Genomic DNA, 23891 nt, shown 5'->3' with positions numbered 1-23891 from the left:
GTCACTGTAGTTCGACGGTCGACGCGATCACGTCCCCCTTCCGGGTGGGTTCCTGGTCGCCGGAGGCAACTTTCGTAGGGGGTAGCCGCAGCCGCTCGTCCGATGTGCGAAGGGGGTCGCCGGCGGTTGACTCGATGTCATGATCACCGTCGAGAATCTGACCAAGCGCTACGGCAGCACCACGGCTGTCCAGGACGTGTCGTTCACCGTTGAGCCCGGCAGCATCACCGGCTTCCTCGGCCCGAACGGCGCCGGCAAGTCGACCACGCTGCGGATGCTCACCGGCCTGACGCCGCCGACCTCCGGCACCGCCACCATCACCGGCAAGCGGTACGCCGACCTGCCGAACCCGGGCCGGGTCGTCGGAGTCATGCTGGACGCCGCGGCGCAGCACCCGGGCCGCACCGGCCGCGAGACGCTGCTGCTGAACGCGAGCCTGCTCGGGGTGCCGAAGAGCCGCACCGACGAGATGCTCGAGGCGGTCGGACTCAGCCACGCCGCGAAGCGCCGCGTCGGTCAGTACTCGCTCGGTATGCGGCAGCGGCTCGGGATCGCGGCCGCGCTGCTCGGCGACCCCGCCGTACTGATCCTCGACGAGCCCGCCAACGGGATGGACCCGGAGGGCATCCGGTGGATGCGCGGGCTGCTGCAGGACTTCGCCGCCCGCGGCGGCACCGTGATCCTGTCCAGCCACCTGCTCGGTGAGGTGCAGGCGACCGTCGACCGCCTGGTCGTCATCGGCGGCGGCCGGATCGTCGCTGACGGCTCGCTGGACGAACTGCTCGCCGGGAGCGGCACGCTCGTCCGCGGCCTCGACCCGATCCGCCTGAACGAGGCCCTGACCGCGGCCGGCCTGAACCTCGAGCCGCTCGCCGACGGTTCGCTGCGCGTCGACGCCACCGCCGAGCAGGTCGGGCGGGCCGCCGCCGCTGCCGGTCAGATTCTGATCGAACTCCGCCAGAGCGACGGCGCCGGCCTGGAGGACCTGTTCTTCCAGCTGACCGCAGCGCCGACCGCCGCGGCCGCCTGATCACACCTACTTCTTCTTCTGGAGCTCATCGCTATGACCATCGTGACCGAAGACGTCCCGACCACCACCGCACCGGCCAAGCACCGGGCCGAGGTAGCGACCGCGCTGCCGCCCGCCCGCGGCCAGTCGTTCCTGAAACTAGTTGCAATCGAACTACGCAAATCCGTCAACACCCGCAGTGGCCGGGTCCTGATCGCCGCGGTCCTGCTGATCGCAGTGGCCGCACTGGCCTGGCAGATCACCCACCTGCCGCAGGGAGCAGCCGGATTCGACGGCTTCCTCGGCGCCGCGTCCACCGGCGTCATGCTGCTGCTGCCGGTGATCGGCGTGATGGCGATGACGTCGGAGTGGACGCAGCGGACCGCGCTGACCACGTTCACGCTGTCGCCGCGCCGGGTCCGGGTGCAGCTGGCCAAGTTCGTCTCCGCCGTCGTACTGAGTGCGGTCGTGATGACCGGGGTCGTCGCGCTGGCGCTCGCCAGCACCGCGCTCGCCGGTGGGATCACCGACCACGCTGCGTCGTACGCCGGACTCGGCGGGCAACTCGCCGGCGCCTACCTGACTGTGGCGCTGAACGTCGTGATGGGCGCCGCGTTCGGTGCGGTGATCCCGCAGACCGCGGTCGCGATCCTGGCGTTCTTCATCGCGCCGACCGCGTGGTCGCTGGCCGGGCCGGCGCTGTTCAAGGACAACGCGAACTACCTGGACGTGTTCGGCGCGCTCGGCCGGATCGCGGAGCGGGATCTGCACGGGATGGTGCCCGAGACGCTGACCGCGGTCGGGGTCTGGATCGTCCTTCCGACCATCATCGGACTGTGGGCTAGCTCACGTCGCGAAGTGAAGTAACGGGGCCGGACGCGGCGGGGTGGGCCGGTTTGAGGGGATCGGCCCACCCCGCCGATGCTGTGATCGGACCTCTGGACGGGGGCGGTGCGTGTGTCGATCCCGCGCGCCGGGTATCCTTGAACCACGATTACTGACGACTGATCCGTGGGCGCCACGCAGCGTACCCGGTTGACTTGTGCGAGGGGGTCGACGCTATGGGGCGCGGCCGTGCAAAGGCCAAGCAGACGAAGGTCGCACGCGACCTGAAGTACCGCACCTGGGACACCGACTTGGACCAGCTCAAGCGTGAGCTGTCCGGTGACCAGGGTGGCGACCGTTCTGCGAACGGCGAGAACGACGGCGACGGAGACGACGCCGACGACTACCACCCCCGTCGGTAAGCAACATCAGCCCGGCTGAGCTGCTCAGGCGCCCTTCGGGGTGACTGAGCAGTTCACCGTGCGTCCGACGAGAACCCACACCAGCACCACCTGTGGCGGATCAACGGTCGTAGCTGCCCGAGGCGTCGGACAGCTCGTTCCAGAGCCGCTCCCAGGTGGTGCTGGATGCAGGCCTACTTGGCGTATGCACCTTCGAGGGTGACGGTGCCGCCCGGTGTCGCGGTGACCTCGCCGCATACCCAGGCGGGGATGTCGCGGGCGGCCAGCGCCTGGATCGCCGCATCGGCGGCCGACGGGTCGAGTACTGCGACCATGCCCGCGCCCATGTTCAGCGTCTTCTCCAGCTCCGGCAGCACCACGTCGCCGAGCAGCCCGACGAGCCCGAAGATCGGCGCAGGCGTCCAGGTCGACCGGTCGATCCGGACCGACAGCTCGGCCGGGATCACGCGCGCCAGGTTCGCGGCGAATCCGCCGCCGGTGATGTGCGACATCGCGTGCAGCGGCCGCCCGTCCCCGTCGTTCAGCTCCTGGATCAGCTCCAGACAGTGCTTGGCGTACACGCGGGTCGGCGTGAGCAGCACCTCGCCCAGCGTCGTACCGAGCTCCGGCACCTCGCGGTCCAGCGTCCACTTGGCCCGGTCGAAGAACACGTGCCGGACCAGGCTGTACCCGTTCGAGTGCAGTCCCGACGACGCCATCGCCAGTACGACGTCTCCCGCGCGCACCCGCTCCGCGCCGAGCACCTCGTCCGCCTCGACCACACCGGTCGCGGCGCCGGCCACGTCGTACTCGTCTGCCTTCAGCAGACCCGGGTGTTCCGCGGTCTCGCCGCCGACCAGCGCCGTACCGGCCTCGACACACGCCTCCGCGATGCCCTTCACGATCTGCGCGATCGTCTCCGGGACCACCTTGCCGGTGCAGATGTAGTCGGTCATGAACAGCGGCTCCGCGCCGCACACAACCAGGTCGTCGACGACCATCCCGACCAGGTCGAACCCGATCGTGTCGTGCTTGTCCAGCTTCTGCGCGATCGCGACCTTGGTCCCGATCCCGTCCGTCGAGGTCGCCAGCAGCGGCCGGCGGTACGACGTCAGGGCCGTCGCGTCGAACAGGCCGGCGAACCCGCCGAGCCCACCGACCACCTCGGGGCGGGTCGCCTTCGCCACCCACTCCTTCATCAGCTCGACGGCGCGGTCACCGGCCTCGATATCGACCCCGGCGGACGCGTAGCTCGCGCCTTCGCTCACGTTCTTCTCCTCGGTACGGCGGTACTCCGGGCGTCCGGCGTACCGCCGTGTTCCCGGGGACTGGATTACGGGCGGTTCGGCATCACGGACGGCTCAGGGCGTCGGCGGCTCCGCCACCGCCGGAGACCGTGGCCAGACCGTCGACGTCGGTCACCGGCAGCTCGAGCAGGTGCTTGCCGAGGTGCTCCGGGTCGGGCAGGGCGACCGGGTAGACGCCGTCGAAGCAGGCCCGGCAGAGCCGCTCCTTCGGGACCGTCGTCGCCTCGACCAGGTTGTCCAGGCTGATGTACCCGAGCGAGTCGGCGCCGAGCGAACGGCAGATCTCCTCGGTGTTCAGCCCGTTGGCGATCAGCTCGGCCCGGCTGGCGAAGTCGATGCCGTAGAAGCACGGCCATTTCACCGGCGGCGCGGTGATGCGGACGTGGATCTCCTTGGCGCCGGCCTCGCGCAGCATCCGGATGACCGCGCGCTGGGTGTTGCCGCGGACGATCGTGTCGTCGACCACGACCAGGCGCTTGCCCTCGATCACCTCGCGCAGCGGGTTCAGCTTGAGGCGGATGCCGAGCTGGCGGATCGTCTGGCTCGGCTGGATGAACGTGCGGCCGACGTACGCGTTCTTGACCAGGCCGGAGCCGTACGGGATGCCGGACTCCTCGGCGTACCCGATCGCACCCGGGGTGCCGGACTCGGGGGTCGCGATGACGAGGTCGGCCTCCGCCGGGTGCTCCTTGGCGAGCTTGCGGCCGATCTCGACGCGGGTCGAGTAGATCCGCTGGCCGGAGATCTGGGTGTCCGGCCGGGCCAGGTAGACGAACTCGAAGAGGCAGCCCTTCGGATCCGGCTCGGCGAACTTCGTGGAGCGGAGACCTTCGGCGTCGACCGCGACGATCTCACCCGGCTCGACCTCGCGGATGAAGCTCGCACCGCAGATGTCGAGGGCGGCGGTCTCGCTGGCGATCACCCAGCCGCGCTCGAGCCGACCGAGGACCAGCGGGCGGATGCCCTGCGGGTCGCGGGCGGCGTACAGGGTGTTCTCGTCCATGAAGATCAGGCTGAACGCGCCCTTGACCTTCGGGAGGATCTTGGCGGCGGCCTCTTCGATCGTCAGGTCCGGGTAGCCGGCCAGCATCGACGTGAGGATGTCGGTGTCGGACGACGCACCGTGCTTGGCGTTCGCCTTCGCATGGTCGACGTCGGCGTCGAGACCGAGATCCAGGTCACCCTCGCCGTTCAGACTCGCGGCGAGCTCGCTGGTGTTGGTCAGGTTGCCGTTGTGGCCGAGCGCAATCGAACCGGTCGCCGTGGACCGGAACGTCGGCTGCGCGTTGGCCCACACACTGGAACCAGTGGTCGAGTACCGGCAGTGGCCGATCGCGATGTGCCCTCTCAAGCTGGCGAGGGTCGCCTCGTCGAAGGCCTGGCTGACCAGCCCCATGTCCTTGTAGACCAGAATCTGCGACCCGTTACTGACCGCAATCCCTGCCGACTCCTGCCCCCGGTGCTGCAAGGCATACAGACCGAAGTAGGTGAGCTTGGCAACCTCTTCCCCAGGCGCCCAAACCCCGAACACCCCACAAGCATCCTGCGGACCCAGATCCTGCGGGTCGAGTTCATGAGTAAGCCGACCATCGCCACGAGCCACACCAGCAGTCTACGGGACGCGCTGCGGAGTCAGGACCAAGCGTCTACCAGCAGGCGTTGATGGCGCCGCAGGCAGGCTCCTGGCCCGTGGAGGCCGACGCCACGACCGGCGACGCGATTGACAGAGCGACTGCGGCCGCCACGACAATCAGCAACTTCTTGATCACAACCTGTCCCTTCGAATAGCTTCGAAACCGCCTTCGGGTGCTCTTTGTAGACGCTGTCTGTATATGGTCGGTTCCGACAAGTTCTGGAGGAGAGGGATCGTGCTCGAACCGCTGGGGGTGGACGAAGCCACTTTTGCGGTCTACCACGCCCTTCTCAGCCACCCAGACAGTACGCCGGACCAGATTGCCGCGCTAGTAAATCGTTCGGTAGCCGATGTCAAGGAACTGATGGAGAAGCTGCGGCAGCTCGAGTTACTAGTTCCGACGTGGACGAACCCCGAGGCGGAGCACGCAGTTCATCCACGGGTCGGCCTGACGAGCCTGGCCGAGCGTCGGCGCACCGAGCTGACCCAGATGCTGGGCGAGCTGAAGGAGGCTGAAGCATCCGCCGACGTGGTGGCTGAGCAGTACAACGAGCTGTTGACGGCCCGCAGTAGCGGCGACGTCGAGGTCATCAAAGGACGCTCGAACGCATCACGACGCATCGAGGAGTTGGCGCTCAAGGCCCGCGATACGTTCTGGTGCCTGGTCCCGGCACACCTTGACGACACCGTGCATCCGACCGAGAAGTCCCCCGATTTCTCACTGCTGGAGCGCGGGCTGAAGCTCCGGACCGTATATCTGCAGAGCATGTCAGCCTCGAGGCAGGCACTCGACTACGCCGCCACCATCCACCGTCTTGGTGGCGAGGTACGGGCCACGCCCACACTTCCGATGCGCCTGCTGATCTTCGACCAGGAGCTCGCGATCATGCCGATGGATCCGATGAGCCCGACGGCAGGCGCAGTGATCCACCGCACCCCGGCCGTGGTGTCCGTCGCAATAGCGCTGTTCGACGCCTATTGGTCGCGGGCAAGCGAAATGTTCGACCCCGACGACCGCGACGACGACGCCCCGCTTACCCCGCACGAGGCCGAAGTACTCCGGCTTCTCGCCGGCGGGGCCAAGGACGAGCAGGTTGCTCGTCTCCTCGGCATCTCCCTCCGCACAGCGCGGCGCATCACCGCCAACCTCTCCGAACGCCTCGACGCCGCCAGCCGCTTCGAGCTGGGCGTAGCCGCCGCCAAGCGCGGCTGGGTCTGAGTTCTGCGTTGTTCGAGTCGCTGGGGCTGAGTCAGCGCACGCTGGGGCTCTATCGCACCCTGCTCCAGGATCCGATGTTGGTCCGGCGCTCCAGGGTGGGTGATCTGTCCGCCAAGCTGGACCTGACAGAGGAAGAGGTCCGGGCCGAGCTGGATCGGCTGCGTGAGTTCGGGTTGCTCGTGCCGCGCTGGAACATCCCCGACGAGGAATACCCGTTGCACCCGACCCTGGGGCTGGAGCGGCTGGCTGCGCGGCGGCAGGAGCAGATCGACGTACTCGCCAACGAACTGCAGGCGGACAAGCTCTCGGCAGGGCAGTTCGTCGCCGACTACACCGAACTCCTGGTCCAGCGGGCAGCACGCGATGTCGAGGTACTCGAAGGGCGGGAACGAGCCTACGCACGGATGCAGCATTTCCAGCCGACCAAATCGACCTGGGGCATGCTGCCGTACAGCAGCGAGATCACCGATCGGGATCCGAGTGACAGTCCCGATCGGCCGTTCCTGGAGCGCGGTATTGACGTCCGGTACCTCGTCACGGAATCCCAGATGAAACACCGCGCATCCAAGGACGGTTATTTGTATTTCTTCGAGAAGTATGGCGCAAAGGTTCGCACCACACCGTCAATACCCATGAAGCTGATCATTTTCGACGGCGAATCCGCAGTCATGGGAATCGATCCCGACGACGTTTCTGTCGGCGCGGTCGTGCATCACAGTCGCGCCGTGGTCAATCTGGCACAGGAATTATTCCTGAAATACTGGATCGCCGCCGAGGATGCGTTTGCACCCTCGGCCCCACGCGAAGGCAACGGGATCACAGCCCAAGACATCGAGCTGCTGAAGCTGCTGGTGCAGGGTGCCACGGACGAGCAGGTCGCGAGGCGACTGGGCGTTTCGATGCGCACCGTACGCCGGATCGTCTCGAAGCTCAGTGATCAGGTGAGGGCTTCGGGGCGGTTTGAGTTGGGGGTTCGGGCGGCTCAGCGGGGGTGGGTGGATTAGCCCCAGTCCCAGGCTCGGGAAAGGGGTGGGTGGGGGCGGGGCATGGGGTCTCCTTGGGGCGAGGGGGAAGGAGAGGGGAAATGGGTGCGCCGCCCGGGCCTCTCGTGGGGGAAAGTCAAACAGCTGACCGAGTGGGCGAGCAACGAAGCGTGGTGGCCGGGGTAGGTCGTTGGCCGGGGGTGGCCAGGGGAATGGAAGATGGTGACGGCTGCTTGGGCGTCACGAGACCACACCTCTGGAGCGGTCTGGACCGGATGGGGAATTGTCCGGCAGGAAGGTGTCAAATGGTTGCGGGGAAAGCCGCGGCGTGGTTTAGTGCGCGGCTTTCCCTATGACAACGTTTTCCCAGGCTCAGACGGTCTTCAATGCGCCCAGGAGCTTGGTGAGGGAGTCCCGGGCGTCGCCGAAGAGCAGGGTTGTGCGGGGGTCGTAGAGGAGTTCGTTCTCGATGCCGGCGAAGCCGGGGCGCATCGAGCGTTTGAGGAAGATGACTCGTTGGGCCTCGTCGGCGTTCAGGATCGGCATGCCGTAGATCGGGGCCGACGGGGTGTTGCGGGCGGCGGGGTTGACCACGTCGTTGGCGCCGACGACGAGGACGACGTCGGTGGTCTTGAAGTCGCCGTTGATGTCGTCCATCTCGCGGAGCTGGTCGTACGGGACCTGGGCCTCGGCGAGCAGCACGTTCATGTGGCCGGGCATGCGACCCGCGACCGGGTGGATCGCGTAGTCGACCTTCACGCCCCGCGACTGCAGCTCCTCGACCAGGTCACGCAGGACGTGCTGCGCCTGCGCCACCGCAAGACCGTACCCGGGCACGATGATGACCTTGTTCGCGTACCCGAGCAGGATCGCCACGTCCTCCGGCCCGCCCGAGATCACCGGCCGCTCGGACGCCGTACCGGCGCCCAACGTGGACCCGCCCCGCACAGCGCCGAAGAGGATGTTGAACACGGACCGCCCCATCGCGTCCGCCATCAGCTTGGTCAGCAACGTACCGGCGGCGCCGACGAGCGTGCCCGCGATCAGGAGCAGCGTGTTGCCCAGCACATAGCCGCTCGCGGCCACCGTCAGACCGGTGAAGGCGTTGAGCAACGAGATGACGATCGGTACGTCGGCACCGCCCACCGGCAGCACCAGCATCACACCGATCGCGAGACCCACGAGGCAGAGCAGTACGCCGACCCACACGCGCGGGTCCGACACCAGCCAGATGCCCAATGCGAACCCGCCGAGGATCGACGCAACGAACAGCACCGGCAGACCGGGGAACGTCACCGGCCGGGTCGTCATCAGCTCCTGCAGCTTGGTGAACGTCACCACCGATCCGGAGAAGCTCACGGCTCCGACCAGGATCGTGAACGCCGAAGCGATCGCCGCCACCGTGGCGTCGGACGAGACCTCGTCGAGCTCGAGCAGTGCGACCAGTGCGGCCGCGCCGCCGCCGACACCGTTGAACAAGGCAACGAGCTGCGGCATCTGGGTCATCTGCACCCGCCGCGACCCGACCACACCGCCGATGGTGCCGATGATCAGCGCGATCAGGATCGGCGCCAGGTGGTCCGGCTTGTACGCCGCGAACGTGATGAGCACCGCGAGCACCGCGCCCGCGGCACCGATCAGGTTGCCGGTTCGTGCGCTCCGCGGCGACGAGAGTGCCTTCAGCGCGACGATGAAGCAGACCGCGGAGACCAGATACCCGATCTGGGCCCAGGTGGGGATCACTTGTGCAGCTCCTTCTTACGAGCCCCCGGACCTTTGAACATCTCCAGCATCCGGTCGGTGACCACGAACCCGCCGACCATGTTCACGGTCGCGAGTACGACGGCCAGCAGCCCGACGATCACCACGATGACGGAGTCGGCCGAGCCGGTGACGATGATGGCGCCGACCAGGATGACGCCGTGGATGGCGTTCGCTCCGGACATCAACGGGGTGTGCAACGTCGAGGAGACCTTGCTGATCACCTCGACCCCGACGAACGCCGCGAGGACGAAGATCGTCAGCAGCGCAATGGACTCGGTCATCAAGCCTGGCCTTTCAAGAGCTCGCGGGTGGGCTCGTGGAGCACGCTGCCGTCGTGGGTGACGCAGCAGCCGCGGACGATCTCGTCGGTGAAGTCGGGATCGAAGGCGGCGTTGCGGGTCATCAGCCGGATCAGGTTCGCGATGTTCTGACCGTAGAGCCGCGATGCCGGACCGGCCATCTGCGACGGCACGTTCGCACCACCCCAGACGAGCGCCTCGCCGATGGTCAGCTCGGTCCCGGCGACGGATCCTTCGACGTTGCCGCCCTGCTCGGACGCCAGATCGACCACGACCGATCCCGGCTTCATCTGCTCGACCATCGATCGCGTCACGAGCATCGGAGCGGTCCGGCCCGGTACGGCGGCTGTCGTGATCAGCGCGTCCGCTGCGGCGACGTACGGCGTGAGCAGTTCTCGCTGCAGCTGCGCGCGTTCAGGCGTCATCTCGCGGGCGTATCCGCCGGGTCCGTCCAGCGTGCCCAGCTCGAGCTCGATCGGTACGGCGCCCATCGACGCGATCTCCTCGGCGGCCGCGGTACGGACGTCGTACGCCTTCACCACCGCGCCGAGGCGCTTGGCGGTCGCGATCGCCTGCAGACCGGCGACGCCGGCTCCGAGTACGACGACCTGGGCCGGCGGGACTGTGCCGGCTGCCGTCATGTTCAGCGGGAAGAAACGCGGGAGTCGTTCGGCGGCGACGATCGCCGCCCGGTATCCGGCGACCAGCGCCTGGGAGGACAGCGCGTCCATCGACTGGGCCCGGGAGATCCGCGGGATCAGCTCCATCGCGAACGCGGTCAGCTTGGCGCGAGTGGCGGTCCGGACCACATCCGGCGGGTTCGTCGGCAGGAACGACATCAGCGCCGTACCGGCGTGCAACCGCTGCAGGCGCTCGCGTTCGAGCGGCTGGACCGATGCCACGATCGTGGACGCGTGGTCGGCGCCCCAGGCCACTTCGGCGCCGGCATCGCGGTACTGGTCGTCGGAGAACAGCGCGCGTTCACCGGCGGCCGGCTCGACCGCGACCTCGTAGCCGAGCTCGATCAGTTTCGCGACTTGTTCCGGCACCAGCGCGACCCGGCGCTCCGCCGGTCTCGTCTCCCGTACGACTGCGATCTTCACTCGCCGAAACCTATGCCAAACACTGGGTCGCCGGAAAGCCCGCTCACGCCTGGTTCGCCAGGTTCTGAAGCAAGAGAGCTTCTGCCAGGCACACCTTCGAGAACTCGGCGAGGTGGAGGCCCTCGTCGATTCCGTGGGCTCGGGTGTCGGGATCCTCGACGCCGGTGACCAGGATCGTTGCCTCCGGGAACGCCTGCTGGAACTCCGCGATGAACGGGATCGAGCCGCCCATACCCATGTCGATCGGGTCGACACCCCAGGCGGACTTGAACGCCGACCGGGCCGCTTCGTACCCGGCGCCGCGCGCGTTCACGCTGCACGGCTGGCCGTTCTGGCCCTCGGTCACGGTCACCTGCGCACCCCAGGGCGCGTGGTTCTCCAAGTGTTCACGCAATGCTGCGCTGGCCTTGATCGCGTCGTCGCCGGGCGCGACCCGCAGGCTCACCTTGGCCCGCGCGACCGGCACCAGCGTGTTGCTGGCCTCCGCGACCGACGGAGCGTCGATGCCGACCACCGCAACGGCCGGCCGGGTCCACAGCCGGTCCACCAGCGAACCCGAGCCAGTCAGCCGAACGGAATCGAGCACCGAAGACTCGGCCCGCAGCCGATCCTCCGGGTAGACCACATCCGCCGCGCGGGACGCGTGCAGCCCGTCGACCGCGACGTCGCCCTTGTCGTCGTGCAGGGTGGCGAGCAGCCGGCACAGCGCCGACAGCGCATCCGGGACCGGCCCGCCGAAAAGACCGGAGTGTACGGCGTGATCGAGCGTCCGCACCTCGACGTACGCCTCGACCAGGCCGCGTAGCGAGACGGTCAGGGCCGGCGTACCGACCTCCCAGTTGCCGGAGTCCGCGATCACGATCGCGTCGGCGGCGAGGTCCTCCGTGTACTCGTCCAGCAACTGCAGCAGGGTCGGCGAGCCGATCTCTTCCTCGCCCTCGACGAACACCGTCACGCCCACCGGCAGATCGTTGCCGAAGGCCCGTACGGCGGCGAGGTGCGCGGCGATCCCGGCCTTGTCGTCGGCGGCACCCCGCCCGTACAGCCGGTCGCCGCGCTCGGTCGGCTCGAACGGGTCCGAGGTCCACTGCTCGACCGATCCGGTCGGCTGGACGTCGTGGTGCGCGTAGAGCAGGACGGTCGGCTTCCCGGCCGGGGCCGGCTTCTTCGCGATCACCGCCGGCGCACCGTCGCCGGCGCGGACGATCTTCACCGTGAAGCCTTCGGCCTCGAACAGCGCCGCGGTCGCCTCGGCGGACCGCTGGACGTCGGCCGCGCGGGCCGGTTCGTAACTGACCGACGGGATCCGGATGAGGTCCTCGAGGTCGGCACGGACGCTGGGCAGAACGCGGTCGATCGCCGCGGACAGATCGGTCATGCGACAACCGTACGGCGTCCGTTCGCCGATCTGCCGCCCGGTGAGCCCTGGATCGTTACTCACTGCCGATTTACTCTGGGGTTCTCGTAGGTTTCCGCCCAGCCTCCGGAGGTCACTATGCGCTTTCTCGCCATCTCGACCGCCCTTCTGACCACAGCCGCCGCCCTCACCGCAGCCCTGCCGGCGCACGCCGCGATCAGCTGCGACACCGCCACCACCGGCGGCGCGACGTTCTACGACGGACCGTCCGCGTCGAAGAAGTACGACGCCCGGTTCAGCAACAGCGCAAGCATCCCGAACCTCAGCACGTACACGCCGCAAGGCGCGGGCACTTGGTACAACTGGGACGGCTCCGGCAAGAACCTGCTCCTCGTCGCGGCGTACCGCGAAGGCGCCGACTCCGAGATCTACGGCATCGACCCGTCCACCGGCTCCACGGTCGGCGTGGTCGCGATCGCCGAATCGCACGTCGGCGGGATCACCGTGAGCAAGGGCTGGGCCTTCGTGGCCGGCCAGGGCAGCAGCATCCGCAAGTACCGGCTGACCGAGCTACGCGATGCCCTGAAGGCCGCTGGTACGCCGTACCTCGCACAGGTCGGTACTGCGCGCGACGTCGCCGGCTCCTCCTTCATCGGGGGCTACGGCGACTCGCTGTTCGCCGGGACATTCAACGACACCGGCCGAGGGACCATGTACGAGTACAAGATCGCGGACGACGGCACGCTGACCACTCAGTCCGGTGCGTGGGAGATCCCGACCAAGACGCAGGGCCTGACCGTCACCGCGAACCACTTCATCTACAGCACGTCGTACGGGCGTGGGAACCGCAGCAACATCTATGTGGTCAAGCGCGGCCAGAAGGATCTGGACGCCGCCGCACTGAGCTGCTTCCGCGCGCCGAGCATGACCGAGGGCATCACGGAGTACAACGGGACGGCGTACCTGGTCTACGAGTCCGGATCGCACCTGTACGCGTCGGACCCGGCCACGCTGAACGTCATCCCGCGCATGCACAAGGCATCCATCTCGTCGCTGACGTCGCTGGTGCCTTAAGGCTTGTACGCCGCTGAGTCGAGCACGCTGGTCCGGGTCCCTGCGTCGGTAGCCCTGACCTGGATCCGGAGCTGCGTGCTGGCATTCACCTGCCGGTACTGCTCGACGATGCTCGGGCTGGTCCCACAGCTGAGCTGGAACGTGACTGCCTGCTGGCCATCGATGGTGCTCTGAGCCCCTGGGCCCACGGTGCAGCCGTCAGGCGCCGTGACGCTCGTCGGCAGCTGGGTCGCGTTCACCACGCCGACGAACACGCCTTCGATCGTAGAGTTCGTCTGCCATGTGGACGTATTGGTGCTGACGAGGAGCGACTGCTGTCCGTCAACGGCCTTCTGCTTCCACGAGCGCGGGACCTCGACCGACAGCGGTTTGTCGGCCACCTTGATCGGGCGGGTCAGGACGTACTCGTAGCCGCCGTACCCACCACCTGCTGCAAGAACCAGGGCGGCGAGCGTAGTGATCACTGCAGCACGCCGGCGGCGCTTTGGCTTCACCGGAACGGTCTGCTCGTTCGAACTGGCCAGTGCGGTCGCCTGGTCGACCGGAGCGGCCGCCGGTGCAGGTGGGGGCATCTCCGCGGCTGGAACCAGCCCAGCCGGCACCTTGCCCGTAGTGTGCGCCTCTCGCAGCGCATTGAGGAAGCTGTCGAGGTCGGGCCAGCGCTGGTCCCGGTCCGGCTCGAGAGCACGCCGTACGACGACGTCGATCGCGTCCGGCACGTCCTCGCGCAGCGTGGTCATCGACGGCGGCGGTGCGTCGATCTGCATGACCGCACCGAGGCTGGCAACGCCATGCGGAGCCTGACCGGTGAAGGCGGCGTACGCGACGGCGCCCAGTGAGTACAGGTCCGCTCGGTGGTCCAGCCGGTCGCCCATCACCTGCTCTGGTGCAACGTACGCGGGAGTGCCGCCGGGCATCGTGATCCGCGATACCTCGGCCAGCGACTTGCCCAGTCCGAGGTCGGACAGCATGGCGCGATCGCCAGCGGCCGAGTCCGAGCGGAAGAGCACGTTGGCCGGCTTCACGTCCCGGTGCAGTACGCCGCGCGCGTGCAGGTGCTTCAGGCCGCGCCCGACCTGCGTGATGATCCGGACCGCCTCGCCGAACTCGAGCGGCCCGGCCTTGATCCGCTCGGCGAGCGTGCCGCCGTCGGCGTACGTCAGCACCATGAACGGGCGGCCGTCGTCGGCCTCGCCGATGTCGTGGACGCCGACGACGTACAGCGAGTCGACCTTGCGCAGGAACCGGCCCTCGGCGAGGAAGCGACGGCGGACGTCCTCGTCCTCGACCCAGTTCTCGGACAGGATCTTGACCGCGACCTCGGCATCCAATTGCTCGTCCCGGGCCAGCCAAACGGTCGCGAAACCTCCGGCACCCACCCGGCGGACCAGGGAGTACCGGCCGATCCGGGGTGGCTGGTCCATGGCGCAATTATGCTCGATCCCTCCTGCGACCCGTTCGCTGGAGTGAACAAAGCGGTGTTTCCCGACGTCACATCTCCCGACAGCGGGCCTTGAGGTTTGTTAGGAGATCGCCGATGCGAGTGCAGAACGGCCGCTTGGTCGCCCTCGTCGCAGCTGTCGCCGTGGCCGCCATCGCGGGCGGCGGAGCCCTCGCCTACCGCCAGGGCCCGGAGACCGCCGAGGCCGAGGCGGCCCCGCTCTCCACCTCGCCGTCCCCGGTCACCAGCAAACCGACGACGGCCAAGCCGACACCGACGCCCGCCAAGACGCCGACCCCGAGCAGTACGCCGCCTGCCGGACCGCTGAAGACGAAGATCGTCCTCGACAAGCTCCCGCCCGGCCGCGCGCCGCAGATCGCGTACCTGACCGGCCGGACGATCCGCGGCGGCGCCGGCGGAGACGTCAAGGTCCCGGGCACCGCCGATATCCAGGAGGTCGCACGGCTCGGCTCGTCGGCCCTCGCGGTGGTCACCAAGGGCTATGGCACCGAGATGCTGACGATCAACACCGACGGCAAGATCACCGCCCGGACCCCGGACATCAACCAGATCGTCACCACCGACGACGGCCTCGGCGCGGCGTACGTCGGCTCGCGCCTGAAGGACACCGGCGAGTCGATGGCCGGAGCGACCATCTACGCACAGCAGGACCAGGGCCGCGCCGAAGTACAGAAGGTCACTGTGCCGGACGTCTGGAACACCTCCCTGCTGGGCTATCTCAACGGCAAGGTGTACTTCGACGCGGGGACGACCGAGGCTGGTTCGACCAGCCTGTACGAGTGGACTCCGGGTGAGTCGAAGGCGACGCTGATCAAGGCAGTCCCGAAGGCGATGGCTGTCTCCAGCGTCGGTACGGCGGGCTCGCTGACCACACTGGCTGACCAGAACAGCTGCAGCAGTCTCCTGACGGTGCCGGCAGGCAAACGCCTCTGGCGCACCTGCGACTACCAGATCGTCGGCTTCACCCCGGACGGCGCTACAGCGATCGCCGGTCCGATGTACCAGGACGGGTACGGCAACGGCATCGCAGCTGTACTGGACGCCAAGAAGGGCACTCTGCTGCACGAGTGGTCCGGAGTGTTCCGCCAGTGGGTCCCCGAAGACGACCAGCACCTCCTCCTGCTCGCCGACACCGGCGAAGCGACACCTGCTTCCATCATCCGCTGCACGATCTCGACCGGTGCTTGCGAACTCGCCACGCCCCTTGCCAAGGGCGCACTACTGATCGGGGACTGAGTTGACGACTCCGCCCAAGCGACAGCTGAACGGCCGTCTCATCGCTGTCGTAGCGGCCGTCGCTGTTGCTGCTGTCGCGGTCGGCGGAGCCCTCGCCTACCGTCAGCGGCCCGAGTCAGCCTCCTCAGCCCTCGCCGCACCACTGGGCGGAACCCTGAGCCCCACACCGTCACCGACGCCATCGCCGACCCCGATGCTCACCTCGACCCCGGTCGTACTAGCGAAGCCGACGCTGAAGCCGTCGCTCACGCCGAAGCCTCCGTCGACGACGACACCCCAGGCGCCCCCCGGCCCGGTTGCTCTCGAGGCCGCCAAGCTGACGCAGGGGCGAGGTCCTCAGCTGGCCTATCGCTTCGACCGCACAGTGCTCGGCGCCGGCAAGGAGCTGAAGGTCCCGAGCACCGGCAGCCTCATGGAGGTCGCCCGGCTGGGCACCAGCGTGCTCGCAACGACCTCCGGCGGCGAGCTGCTCAAGGTCGGCTCCAGCGGCACAGTGATTCGCCGTACGCCACATGTCATGACCCTCGCGGGGACGGCCGACCAGTCGGCCGTGGCGTACGCGACCACCCCACCGGTAGTTGTTGGAGAGCAGACGTACGGCGCGACGCTCTACGCGGACAACGGCGCCTCGGTGAAGTCCGTGGAGCTCCCGGACGTCCAGAGCATCTATGTGCTCGCGTACACGAAGGACACGATCTACTACAAGGCCTCCGTCAAGGGTGCTGAGCAGACGTTGAAGCTCTACTCGTGGACACCGGGTGCGGCCAAACCCGTTCTGGTGAAGACAGTCACCGGAGACGCGATGGCTGTGTCCGAGGACGGCCGCCTGGCGTCCGCACTGCCCGCGAACAACACCGGCGACGGCTGCTCCACGGTCGTCGAGATCGCCACCGGTAAGAAGCGGTTCAAGACCTGCGACTACCGGGTCACCGGATTCACCCCCGACGGCAGCGTCGCGATCGGCACACCGGCGTACGGCGACAGCTACTGCAGCAACATCATCACCGCGCTGGACTCGCGCAGTGGCGCCGTAGAGCGCCAGTGGAGTGGCTGCTTCTACGAGGCCGTCGCTGAGGACGAACAGCACCTGCTGATGGTCGCCGTCGTGGCCGGAGGCGGTCAGGATCCGAACACGAAGACCACCGTCGTGCGCTGCTCCCTCGACACCGCGGAGTGTGAACGCGCGACCGAGGTCGTCGCCGCCAAGCAGGTCGACTTCGCCCGCTGATCTGCTCTGAGCAGATGTCCCTTTGCAGCAAGGGTTTTCGCGGCAGACTGCGGGTATGACGACGGTTGCCGTACTGGCTGACATTCATGGGGTGCTGCCTGCGTTGGAGGCCGTGCTGGCCGACGCTCAGGACGCTGATGTGATCGTGCTGGCCGGGGACATCGCCAGTGGGCCACAGCCGGTCGAGACGCTGGATGTCTTGACGGCGTTGGGCGATCGGGCCGTGTGGGTGCGCGGCAACGCGGACCGGGAACTGGTAGAGATGGCTCGGGGGACGTACGACGCCAAGCCACCGGATGAGGTGAGTCCGTGGGCAGCGGAGCAGCTGCGGCCGGACCAGGTCGAACTGCTGGCCGGACTGCCTACCACTGTGACCATCGGAGACGCGCTGTTCTGCCACGCCACTCCAGGCGATGACGAGGAGATGGTGCTGGTCGACAGCCCGATCTCACGGTGGTCCACAGTGTTCAGCGGCTTGCCGGCTGACGTCAGGACGGTTGTGTGTGGCCACACGCACATGCCGTTCGCGCGTCAGGTCGATCGGCGTCTAGTAGTGAACGCGGGCAGCGTCGGCATGCCGTACGGCGCACCTGGGCCGAGCTGGGCGCTGCTCACCGCAGACGGCGTACAACTGCGTCGATCCGCGTTGGACGCTGCTGCAGCAGCGGACCGGATCGTGCGCGAGTCGACGTACCCAGGCCGGGAGGCGTGGGTTGCGGAGTACCTGCTGAGCACGTACTCCGACACGGAGGCGCTGGAGGCGTTCAGGCCGCGTGCGGAGGGCTGAGCGGTTACCGTCAGGGGGTGTTCGCGCGGCGGAGGAAGCATTTCGGGACTCCGGCCGACAAGGCCACGTATGCGACCCTGCATACCGCCTCGTTGGCCAGCCCGCACCTGCGTGAAGGCCTGACACCTGCAGCGGCAGGCAAAGCGAGCCGCCACCTCAGGGACCTCCTCGGTACGGCGGCCATCGCGATCTGCGACTCGTCCGGCGTACTGGCGTGGGACGGCATCGGCGGACCGTACGAGAGCAATCACCGTCGGGACGCCAAGGACCTCGCCGCGCCGACGCTCCGCTCGGGCCGAACCGCAGTACTAGGTGCACACGACGTGGCCTGCCGCGATCCACAGTGCCCGATCCGTACGGCGGTGGTCGCACCGATCGTCACCGAGGAGCGCGTGGTCGCGGTACTGGTCGCGTACAGCAACAACACCTCCGCTGCGTTGGTCAGGGCGACCGAAGAGGTCGCCCGGTGGGTATCCGGCCAGGTGGAGCTTGCGGAGCTCAACAAGGAACGTACGCGGGCTATGGAGGCCGAGCTGCGTGCACTGCGCGCCCAGATCAGCCCGCACTTCATCTACAACGCTCTGGCCGCTATAGCGTCGTTCGTCCGCACAGATCCTGAGCGAGCGCGTGAGCTCCTGCTGGAGTTCGCTGACTTCTCCCGTTACGCACTGCGGCGTGGCGGTGAGTTCACCACGCTGGCCGACGAGCTGCGGAACGTGGAGCGCTATCTGGTGCTGGAGCAGGCCCGCTTCGGTGATCGGCTCAAGGTGTCGCTGCAGATCGCGCCGGAGGTGCTGCCGGTGGTCATCCCGTTCCTGGTCGTCCAGCCGCTGGTGGAGAACGCAGTACGACATGGACTCGAGGCCGGGGCCGGATCGATCACGATCCGCGCGCGGGACCGGATCAACGAGGCAGAGATCAGCGTGGAGGACGACGGCGCCGGCAGCGACCCTGAGGTGATCCGCGCCGCCCTGTCCGGCGAGACCGGCGGCGACTCGGTCGGCCTGGGCAACGTCGACGCGCGGCTGCGGCAGGTGTACGGCGACACGTACGGCCTGGTCGTGGAGACCGCGCTCGAGGCCGGCACGAAGGTTACTTTCCGCATCCCCAAATACTCCTCAGGAGTGCATGCGTCCCCCTAGGGTGAAGGTATGGCCGACACTCCGCTGCGCGCGCTGGTCGCGGACGACGAGGAGCCCGCCCGTGAGGAGCTGGTGTACCTGCTGAGCCAGGACCCCCGGATCGGGCCCATCCAGACCGCATCCGACGGCCCGGAGGCGCTGAAGATCCTGCAGGCCTCCGACCTGGACGTGGTGTTCTGCGACATCAAGATGCCCGGCCTGGACGGCATCGACCTGGCCAGTGTGCTGTCGAAGTTCCGCCAGCCGCGTCCTCGGATCGTCTTCGTCACGGCGTACGACGAACACGCCGTGGCCGCCTTCGAGCTCGACGCCGCCGACTACGTCATGAAGCCGGTCCGCGCCGAACGCCTGGCCGAGGCGGTCCGCCGGGTGGTCACTGCGGGCGCACCCGCTGCGCTGCAGTCACCGGACGACACCGAGGACGAGACGATCTCGGTGGAGCTGGCCGGCATCACACGGTTCGTCCAGCGCTCCACAGTCCGGTACGTCGAGGCGCAGGGCGACTACGCCCGCCTGCACACCGGCCAGAACTCGCACCTCGTCCGCATCCCGCTCAGCACACTTGAGGAGCGCTGGCGCGACGCCGGGTTCACGCGGATCCACCGCAGCACACTGGTCGCGCTGGCCCACATCGACGAGATGCGGGTCGACGGCGGCCGGTGCGCGGTCCGGGTCGGCGGCGACTGGCTCCCGGTGAGCCGGCGGCACACCCGCGAGCTGCGCGACCTCCTGGTCCGATCGACCTCCCTGCGATGAGCACTCCGGAGGGACCGCGCAGGGTTCGGGTCACCAGCCCGCGGACCAGTGCGGCACGGCGTCCGATCATCCCCACCGGTACCCGCGAGATCGATGAGCAGACGCGGCTCGGCGAGATCTACATGCTCTCGCTGGTCCAGTCCCAGCTGCGACTCACGCTGGCCGTCATCGGCGGCGTACTACTCGTCCTCGGCAGCATCCCCCTGCTCTTCTGGCTCGTCCCGCCGACCCGCACGCTGTCCGTCCTCGGCCTACCGCTGCCCTGGGTGATCCTCGGCATCCTGGTCTACCCGGTGGTCTACATCGCCGCCCGCATCTACGTCCGCAACGCCGAACGGATCGAAGCCGAGTTCACCGAATTCGTCGGGCGGCAATAGATGTCGTCGGCAATCAGTTTGAGCGCGATCGGATTGGTGGTCGCGGCAACGATCGGGATCGGGTTGTTCGGGTTGCGGATCTCCCGGACCACCAGCGACTTCTACGTCGCCAGCCGCGCCATCACGCCGCGCTGGAACGCCTCGGCGATCAGCGGCGAGTACCTGTCGGCCGCGTCGTTCCTCGGCGTCGCCGGTCTGGTGCTGGTGAACGGCGCCGACATGCTGTGGTTCTCGGTCGGCTACACGGTCGGGTATCTGATGCTGCTGGTCCTGGTGGCAGCTCCGCTGCGCCGGTCCGGTGCGTACACCCTGCCTGACTTCGCCGAGACTCGCTTCGAGTCCGCCGCCGTACGCCGGATCTGCGCCGGTCTCGTGGTCGGAATCGGGACGCTCTATCTCCTCCCGCAGCTGCACGGAGCCGGTCTCGCCGTACAGACCGTCACCGGCGCTCCGCCGCAGGTCGGGGCGATGATCGTCGCCGTGATCGTGGTGATCAATGTCGCCGCCGGCGGAATGCGCTCGATCACGTTCGTCCAGGCGTTCCAGTACTGGCTGAAGCTGACAGCGTTGGCAGCACCAATCTTCGTGATCCTGCTCGCGTGGCACCAGCCGACCGGCGTACTCGATTCACTGCACGGCGCGGCCGCCGGGTGGGCCGAGCCGTTGTCGCGTGCGGGCGGTCGGGACCATCCCCTCTACGCGACGTATTCGTTGCTCTTGGCCCTTTGTTTCGGGACGATGGGGCTCCCGCACGTCCTCGTCCGCTTCTACACCAACCCGGACGGCCGCGCGGCCCGCCGTACGACGGTCGTCGTCCTCGCGCTGCTCGGCCTGTTCTACCTCTTCCCGCCGATGTACGCCGTCCTCGGGCGGACGTTCGCGCCCGACCTGGTGGCCAGCGGCGGAGACACCGTCGTACTCGAGCTGCCCGGGCGAGTTTTCCCTGGTACAGCAGGGGATCTGCTCGGCGCACTGGTCGCCGCCGGGGCGTTCGCGGCGTTCCTGTCGACGTCGTCGGGGTTGACGGTCGCGATCGCCGGGGTGATCGACCAGGACCTGCTGCGGAGCCGGTTGCGCGAGTGGACCGGCGGCGATTACGTCGCGGTGAACAGCTTCCGGATCGCGGCGTTGATCGCGATGGTCGTGCCGTACTTGGCGTTCACGGTGACGGGCGCGTTGAGCCTCGCCGACACCGTCGGGCTCGCGTTTGCCCTTGCTGCGTCGACGTTCTGCCCTCTGTTGGTGCTGGGGATCTGGTGGCGGCGGATGTCGACCACGGGCGCGGCGGCTGGGCTGGTCGTCGGCGGGATCGCGGCCAGCGCTGCCGCTCTGATCAACGTGGCGGGTGCACCGCAGGGAGGTTGGCCGCGGGCGCTCGTCGGCCAGCCGGCGGCGTGGACGATGCCGCTCGCGTTCATCACCGTCATCGTGGTCTCGAAGCTCACCCCGGACCGCATCCCGGCCGGCACCGCCCGCAGCATGGTCCGACTGCACACCCCGGAGGCCGTCGACGTGGACCGCGGCCTGCCGCCTCGGTGAGACCGCTCGTCGTGTGATTCCTACCGCTCGGCGCAGCTGACCGATCCACCGAGCGACTGGTCTGCTCCGCTGAGCGCTCGATGCGTGCCGGTGCTGTCGGCGGCTCGTGACCCAGGCCACAGTACGACGTGCCCGGCCTCTTCCGCCCGGCTCGATCCATCTGGAGGCTCGCCGATGAGTGATACGCGCGATCCGGACCTCACGACGTACAGGGATGTCCAGCTGTCACCGGACTTCTCCGAACTGCGTCGCAGGTTCCGGCGGTTCGTGTTCCCGATGACCGCACTGTTCCTGGTCTGGTACTTCGTCTACGTCCTGCTCGCCGCCTACGCGCATGACTTCATGTCGCACAAGGTCGGCGGCAACATCACCGTCGCCCTCCTGTTCGGGCTCGGCCAGTTCGTGTCGACGTTCGCGATCACGCTGATCTACGTCCGCTGGGCCGACCGCCGGCTCGACCCGGACGCCGAGAAGCTGCGCCACCAGATCGAGGGAGAAGCCCAGTGACCGCCCCACTGATGTTGCCGCTGGCAACAGACATCGGAAACCCGACGGTCAACATCGTCATCTTCGGGTTGTTCGTCGTGGCCACGCTGGCGATCGTGTTCCGGGCCTCCCGCAACAACAAGACCGCGGCCGACTTCTACGCCGGCGGCCGGTCCTTCACCGGCCCGCAGAACGGTATCGCGATCTCCGGCGACTACCTGTCCGCCGCGTCGTTCCTCGGCATCGCCGGCGCGATCGCGCTGAACGGGTACGACGGCTTCCTGTACTCGATCGGCTTCCTCGTCGCGTGGCTAGTTGCACTGCTACTAGTTGCCGAGCTACTACGGAACACCGGCCGTTTCACGATGGCCGACGTACTGTCGTTCCGGCTGAAGCAACGGCCGGTCCGGATGGCGGCCGCGATCTCGACCCTCGTCGTCTGCTTCTTCTACCTGCTGGCGCAGATGGCAGGCGCCGGCGGTCTGGTCGCGCTGCTGCTCGGCGTCAGCCACCGGGCCGGGCAGAGCATCGTGATCGCCGTCGTCGGCATCCTGATGATCACCTACGTCCTGGTCGGCGGCATGAAGGGCACCACCTGGGTCCAGATCGTCAAGGCCGTGCTGCTGGTCATCGGCGCCGGCATCATGACGATCTGGGTGCTCGCGAAGTACGCCTTCAACCTGTCCAACCTGCTCGGTGCAGCGGTCGACAAGAGCCCGGCCGCCGGTGAGAAGCTGCTGTCGCCAGGCCTGCAGTACGGCGCCACCGGCGTCACCAAGCTGGACTTCATCTCGCTGGCACTCGCGCTGGTGCTCGGCACCGCCGGTCTCCCGCACGTGCTGATGCGCTTCTACACGGTCCCGGACTCCAAGGAAGCCCGCCGCAGCGTCAGCTGGGCGATCTGGATCATCGGCATCTTCTACCTGTTCACGCTGGTCCTCGGGTACGGCGCTGCCGCGATCGTCGGACCGGACCGGATCAAGGCCGCACCGGGTAAGGCGAACTCGGCCGCCCCGCTGCTCGCCTTCGAACTCGGCGGCGAGGTCCTGCTCGGCGTCATCTCCGCGGTCGCCTTCGCCACGATCCTCGCCGTCGTGGCCGGGTTGACGATCACCGCGAGTACGTCGTTCGCGCACGACATCTACGGCCAGATCATCAAGAAGGGCCAGATCAGCGGCGACGGCGAGGTCCGCGTGGCACGGTACACCGCGGTCGTGATCGGCATCGTCGCGATCATCGGCGGTATCTTCGCGAACGGCCAGAACATCGCGTTCCTGGTGGCGCTCGCGTTCGCGGTCGCGGCGAGTGCGAACCTGCCGACGATCCTGTACTCGCTGTTCTGGCGGCGCTTCAACACCCGCGGCGCTTTGTGGAGCATCTACGGCGGCCTGGCCTCGACGATCATCCTGATCGTGTTCAGCCCGGTCGTCTCCGGCAAGGTGGACAAGAAGACCGGCGCGAGCCTGTCGATGATCACCGACACGAGCATCGACTTCCACTGGTTCCCGCTCGACAACCCCGGCATCGTGACGATCCCGCTGGCCTTCGTCCTCGGCTGGCTGGGAACCATCACCAGCAAGGAGCCGGTCGACGTGGACCGCTTCGCCGAAATGGAAGTCCGCTCCCTTACCGGCGCCGGCGCCGAGAAGGCGGTCAACCACTAGTGGCCTGGGTCGGAGGTTCGGCGAGCGATTTCGGTGTTCAGGTGCGTGCATCGTGGTGCTTGGTCAGTGGCCTCGATGCGGAGCATCGTGGGCGCTGGACAAGTGCCGCGAGGTGCGTGCCTGGGCGCCGAAAGCGCCGTCGAACCTCCGACCCAGGCCACTCAAGACCTGTCAGGCAGGCCCTGCTGAATCGACGCGGACCTGCCTGACAGCCCCAACTCCGGGCGGCCAGGTAGGCGA

The 23891-nt window shown here is 67.9% G+C and carries 22 protein-coding genes; 15 read left to right on the top strand and 7 right to left on the bottom strand.

The features are described from left to right. The first annotated feature begins 139 nt into the window (after positions 1–139). The 3 genes from ACQPYH_RS03630 (at position 140) to ACQPYH_RS03620 (ending at position 2256) form a co-directional block, all read left to right on the top strand. Positions 140–1030: an ABC transporter ATP-binding protein gene (locus ACQPYH_RS03630; protein WP_432886498.1), complete on the top strand. Its 891-nt coding sequence runs from the start codon at positions 140–142 to the stop codon at positions 1028–1030. Positions 1031–1063: 33 nt separating this feature from the next. Next, positions 1064–1876, top strand: a complete 813-nt coding sequence (locus ACQPYH_RS03625; RefSeq protein ID WP_432886495.1) for an ABC transporter permease — start codon at positions 1064–1066, stop codon at positions 1874–1876. A gap of 194 nt (positions 1877–2070) precedes the next feature. Next, positions 2071–2256, top strand: coding sequence for a DUF3073 domain-containing protein (locus ACQPYH_RS03620; protein WP_130387089.1), 186 nt, complete (start codon positions 2071–2073; stop codon positions 2254–2256). Positions 2257–2429: 173 nt separating this feature from the next. Here the strand turns inward: ACQPYH_RS03620 and purM are convergent, their stop codons facing one another. Both purM and purF read right to left on the bottom strand, forming a co-directional pair. Then, positions 2430–3503: a phosphoribosylformylglycinamidine cyclo-ligase gene (gene purM / locus ACQPYH_RS03615; RefSeq protein ID WP_432886492.1), complete on the bottom strand. Its 1074-nt coding sequence runs from the start codon at positions 3501–3503 to the stop codon at positions 2430–2432. Between the two features lie 82 nt (positions 3504–3585). After that, on the bottom strand, positions 3586–5073 hold the full coding sequence (gene purF / locus ACQPYH_RS03610; RefSeq protein WP_432894333.1) for an amidophosphoribosyltransferase: 1488 nt from the start codon (positions 5071–5073) through the stop codon (positions 3586–3588). Positions 5074–5410: 337 nt separating this feature from the next. On the opposite strand from purF, the gene ACQPYH_RS03605 reads away from it, so the two are divergent. Both ACQPYH_RS03605 and ACQPYH_RS03600 read left to right on the top strand, forming a co-directional pair. Continuing rightward, on the top strand, positions 5411–6394 hold the full coding sequence (locus ACQPYH_RS03605) for a helix-turn-helix transcriptional regulator (RefSeq protein WP_432886489.1): 984 nt from the start codon (positions 5411–5413) through the stop codon (positions 6392–6394). Between the two features lie 8 nt (positions 6395–6402). Further along, positions 6403–7398, top strand: coding sequence for a helix-turn-helix domain-containing protein (locus tag ACQPYH_RS03600; protein ID WP_432886486.1), 996 nt, complete (start codon positions 6403–6405; stop codon positions 7396–7398). Between the two features lie 351 nt (positions 7399–7749). On the opposite strand, the gene ACQPYH_RS03595 is transcribed toward ACQPYH_RS03600, so the two are convergent. The 4 genes from ACQPYH_RS03595 to ACQPYH_RS03580 are packed head-to-tail and all read right to left on the bottom strand — an operon-like array spanning position 7750 to position 11921. After that, positions 7750–9120, bottom strand: a complete 1371-nt coding sequence (locus ACQPYH_RS03595) for an NAD(P)(+) transhydrogenase (Re/Si-specific) subunit beta (RefSeq protein WP_432886483.1) — start codon at positions 9118–9120, stop codon at positions 7750–7752. Next, positions 9117–9422 (bottom strand): NAD(P) transhydrogenase subunit alpha, encoded by a 306-nt coding sequence (locus tag ACQPYH_RS03590; RefSeq protein WP_130446026.1) that lies wholly within the window; start codon positions 9420–9422, stop codon positions 9117–9119. The genes ACQPYH_RS03595 and ACQPYH_RS03590 overlap by 4 nt, the downstream gene beginning before the upstream one ends. After that, positions 9422–10543 (bottom strand): NAD(P) transhydrogenase subunit alpha, encoded by a 1122-nt coding sequence (locus ACQPYH_RS03585; RefSeq protein ID WP_432886480.1) that lies wholly within the window; start codon positions 10541–10543, stop codon positions 9422–9424. The genes ACQPYH_RS03590 and ACQPYH_RS03585 overlap by 1 nt, the downstream gene beginning before the upstream one ends. A gap of 43 nt (positions 10544–10586) precedes the next feature. Next, complete coding sequence (locus tag ACQPYH_RS03580) at positions 10587–11921, bottom strand: dipeptidase (protein ID WP_432886477.1); 1335 nt, start codon at positions 11919–11921, stop codon at positions 10587–10589. Positions 11922–12038: 117 nt separating this feature from the next. Between ACQPYH_RS03580 and ACQPYH_RS03575 the strand changes: the two genes are divergently transcribed. After that, positions 12039–12974 (top strand): hypothetical protein, encoded by a 936-nt coding sequence (locus ACQPYH_RS03575; RefSeq protein WP_432886474.1) that lies wholly within the window; start codon positions 12039–12041, stop codon positions 12972–12974. Here ACQPYH_RS03575 and ACQPYH_RS03570 read toward each other — a convergent pair. Further along, on the bottom strand, positions 12971–14398 hold the full coding sequence (locus ACQPYH_RS03570; RefSeq protein ID WP_432886471.1) for a serine/threonine-protein kinase: 1428 nt from the start codon (positions 14396–14398) through the stop codon (positions 12971–12973). The genes ACQPYH_RS03575 and ACQPYH_RS03570 overlap by 4 nt on opposite strands. Before the next feature lie 113 nt (positions 14399–14511). On the opposite strand from ACQPYH_RS03570, the gene ACQPYH_RS03565 reads away from it, so the two are divergent. The 9 genes from ACQPYH_RS03565 (at position 14512) to ACQPYH_RS03525 (ending at position 23651) form a co-directional block, all read left to right on the top strand. Next, entirely contained in the window at positions 14512–15672 is a 1161-nt protein-coding gene (locus tag ACQPYH_RS03565) for a hypothetical protein (RefSeq protein WP_432886468.1), read from the top strand. A 1-nt stretch (position 15673) separates the two neighbouring features. Next, positions 15674–16900 (top strand): hypothetical protein, encoded by a 1227-nt coding sequence (locus tag ACQPYH_RS03560; protein WP_432886466.1) that lies wholly within the window; start codon positions 15674–15676, stop codon positions 16898–16900. A 55-nt stretch (positions 16901–16955) separates the two neighbouring features. After that, entirely contained in the window at positions 16956–17687 is a 732-nt protein-coding gene (locus ACQPYH_RS03555; RefSeq protein WP_432886463.1) for a metallophosphoesterase family protein, read from the top strand. A 17-nt stretch (positions 17688–17704) separates the two neighbouring features. Continuing rightward, positions 17705–18829: a histidine kinase gene (locus ACQPYH_RS03550; RefSeq protein ID WP_432886460.1), complete on the top strand. Its 1125-nt coding sequence runs from the start codon at positions 17705–17707 to the stop codon at positions 18827–18829. 9 nt (positions 18830–18838) lie between these two features. Next, positions 18839–19585 carry a LytR/AlgR family response regulator transcription factor gene (locus ACQPYH_RS03545; protein ID WP_432886457.1) on the top strand — a complete coding sequence of 249 codons (747 nt, stop codon included), beginning with the start codon at positions 18839–18841 and terminating at the stop codon, positions 19583–19585. Beyond that, entirely contained in the window at positions 19582–19962 is a 381-nt protein-coding gene (locus ACQPYH_RS03540) for a hypothetical protein (RefSeq protein ID WP_432886454.1), read from the top strand. The genes ACQPYH_RS03545 and ACQPYH_RS03540 overlap by 4 nt, the downstream gene beginning before the upstream one ends. Continuing rightward, entirely contained in the window at positions 19963–21501 is a 1539-nt protein-coding gene (locus tag ACQPYH_RS03535) for a cation acetate symporter (protein ID WP_432886451.1), read from the top strand. 174 nt (positions 21502–21675) lie between these two features. Then, entirely contained in the window at positions 21676–22008 is a 333-nt protein-coding gene (locus tag ACQPYH_RS03530) for a DUF485 domain-containing protein (protein WP_134105906.1), read from the top strand. Positions 22009–22019: 11 nt separating this feature from the next. After that, on the top strand, positions 22020–23651 hold the full coding sequence (locus ACQPYH_RS03525) for a solute symporter family protein (protein WP_432894332.1): 1632 nt from the start codon (positions 22020–22022) through the stop codon (positions 23649–23651). Positions 23652–23891: the final 240 nt, after the last annotated feature.

It is taken from the genome of Kribbella sp. CA-245084, from assembly GCF_050942355.1.
Classification (GTDB): Bacteria; Actinomycetota; Actinomycetes; order Propionibacteriales; family Kribbellaceae; genus Kribbella.
Note: the sequence above shows the minus strand (reverse complement) of the source record. Positions and strands in the feature narration are given on the sequence as shown.

What these genes read in the sequence shown, in the direction of transcription:
- ACQPYH_RS03630 (WP_432886498.1), top strand. Translation starts at nt 140, where the DNA reads ATGATCACCGTCGAGAATCTGACCAAGCGCTACGGCAGCACCACGGCT.
- ACQPYH_RS03625 (WP_432886495.1), top strand. Translation starts at nt 1,064, where the DNA reads ATGACCATCGTGACCGAAGACGTCCCGACCACCACCGCACCGGCCAAG.
- ACQPYH_RS03620 (WP_130387089.1), top strand. Translation starts at nt 2,071, where the DNA reads ATGGGGCGCGGCCGTGCAAAGGCCAAGCAGACGAAGGTCGCACGCGAC.
- ACQPYH_RS03590 (WP_130446026.1), bottom strand. Translation starts at nt 9,422, where the DNA reads ATGACCGAGTCCATTGCGCTGCTGACGATCTTCGTCCTCGCGGCGTTC.
- ACQPYH_RS03580 (WP_432886477.1), bottom strand. Translation starts at nt 11,921, where the DNA reads ATGACCGATCTGTCCGCGGCGATCGACCGCGTTCTGCCCAGCGTCCGT.
- ACQPYH_RS03575 (WP_432886474.1), top strand. Translation starts at nt 12,039, where the DNA reads ATGCGCTTTCTCGCCATCTCGACCGCCCTTCTGACCACAGCCGCCGCC.
- ACQPYH_RS03570 (WP_432886471.1), bottom strand. Translation starts at nt 14,398, where the DNA reads ATGGACCAGCCACCCCGGATCGGCCGGTACTCCCTGGTCCGCCGGGTG.
- ACQPYH_RS03565 (WP_432886468.1), top strand. Translation starts at nt 14,512, where the DNA reads ATGCGAGTGCAGAACGGCCGCTTGGTCGCCCTCGTCGCAGCTGTCGCC.
- ACQPYH_RS03555 (WP_432886463.1), top strand. Translation starts at nt 16,956, where the DNA reads ATGACGACGGTTGCCGTACTGGCTGACATTCATGGGGTGCTGCCTGCG.
- ACQPYH_RS03545 (WP_432886457.1), top strand. Translation starts at nt 18,839, where the DNA reads ATGGCCGACACTCCGCTGCGCGCGCTGGTCGCGGACGACGAGGAGCCC.
- ACQPYH_RS03540 (WP_432886454.1), top strand. Translation starts at nt 19,582, where the DNA reads ATGAGCACTCCGGAGGGACCGCGCAGGGTTCGGGTCACCAGCCCGCGG.
- ACQPYH_RS03535 (WP_432886451.1), top strand. Translation starts at nt 19,963, where the DNA reads ATGTCGTCGGCAATCAGTTTGAGCGCGATCGGATTGGTGGTCGCGGCA.
- ACQPYH_RS03530 (WP_134105906.1), top strand. Translation starts at nt 21,676, where the DNA reads ATGAGTGATACGCGCGATCCGGACCTCACGACGTACAGGGATGTCCAG.
- ACQPYH_RS03525 (WP_432894332.1), top strand. Translation starts at nt 22,020, where the DNA reads ATGTTGCCGCTGGCAACAGACATCGGAAACCCGACGGTCAACATCGTC.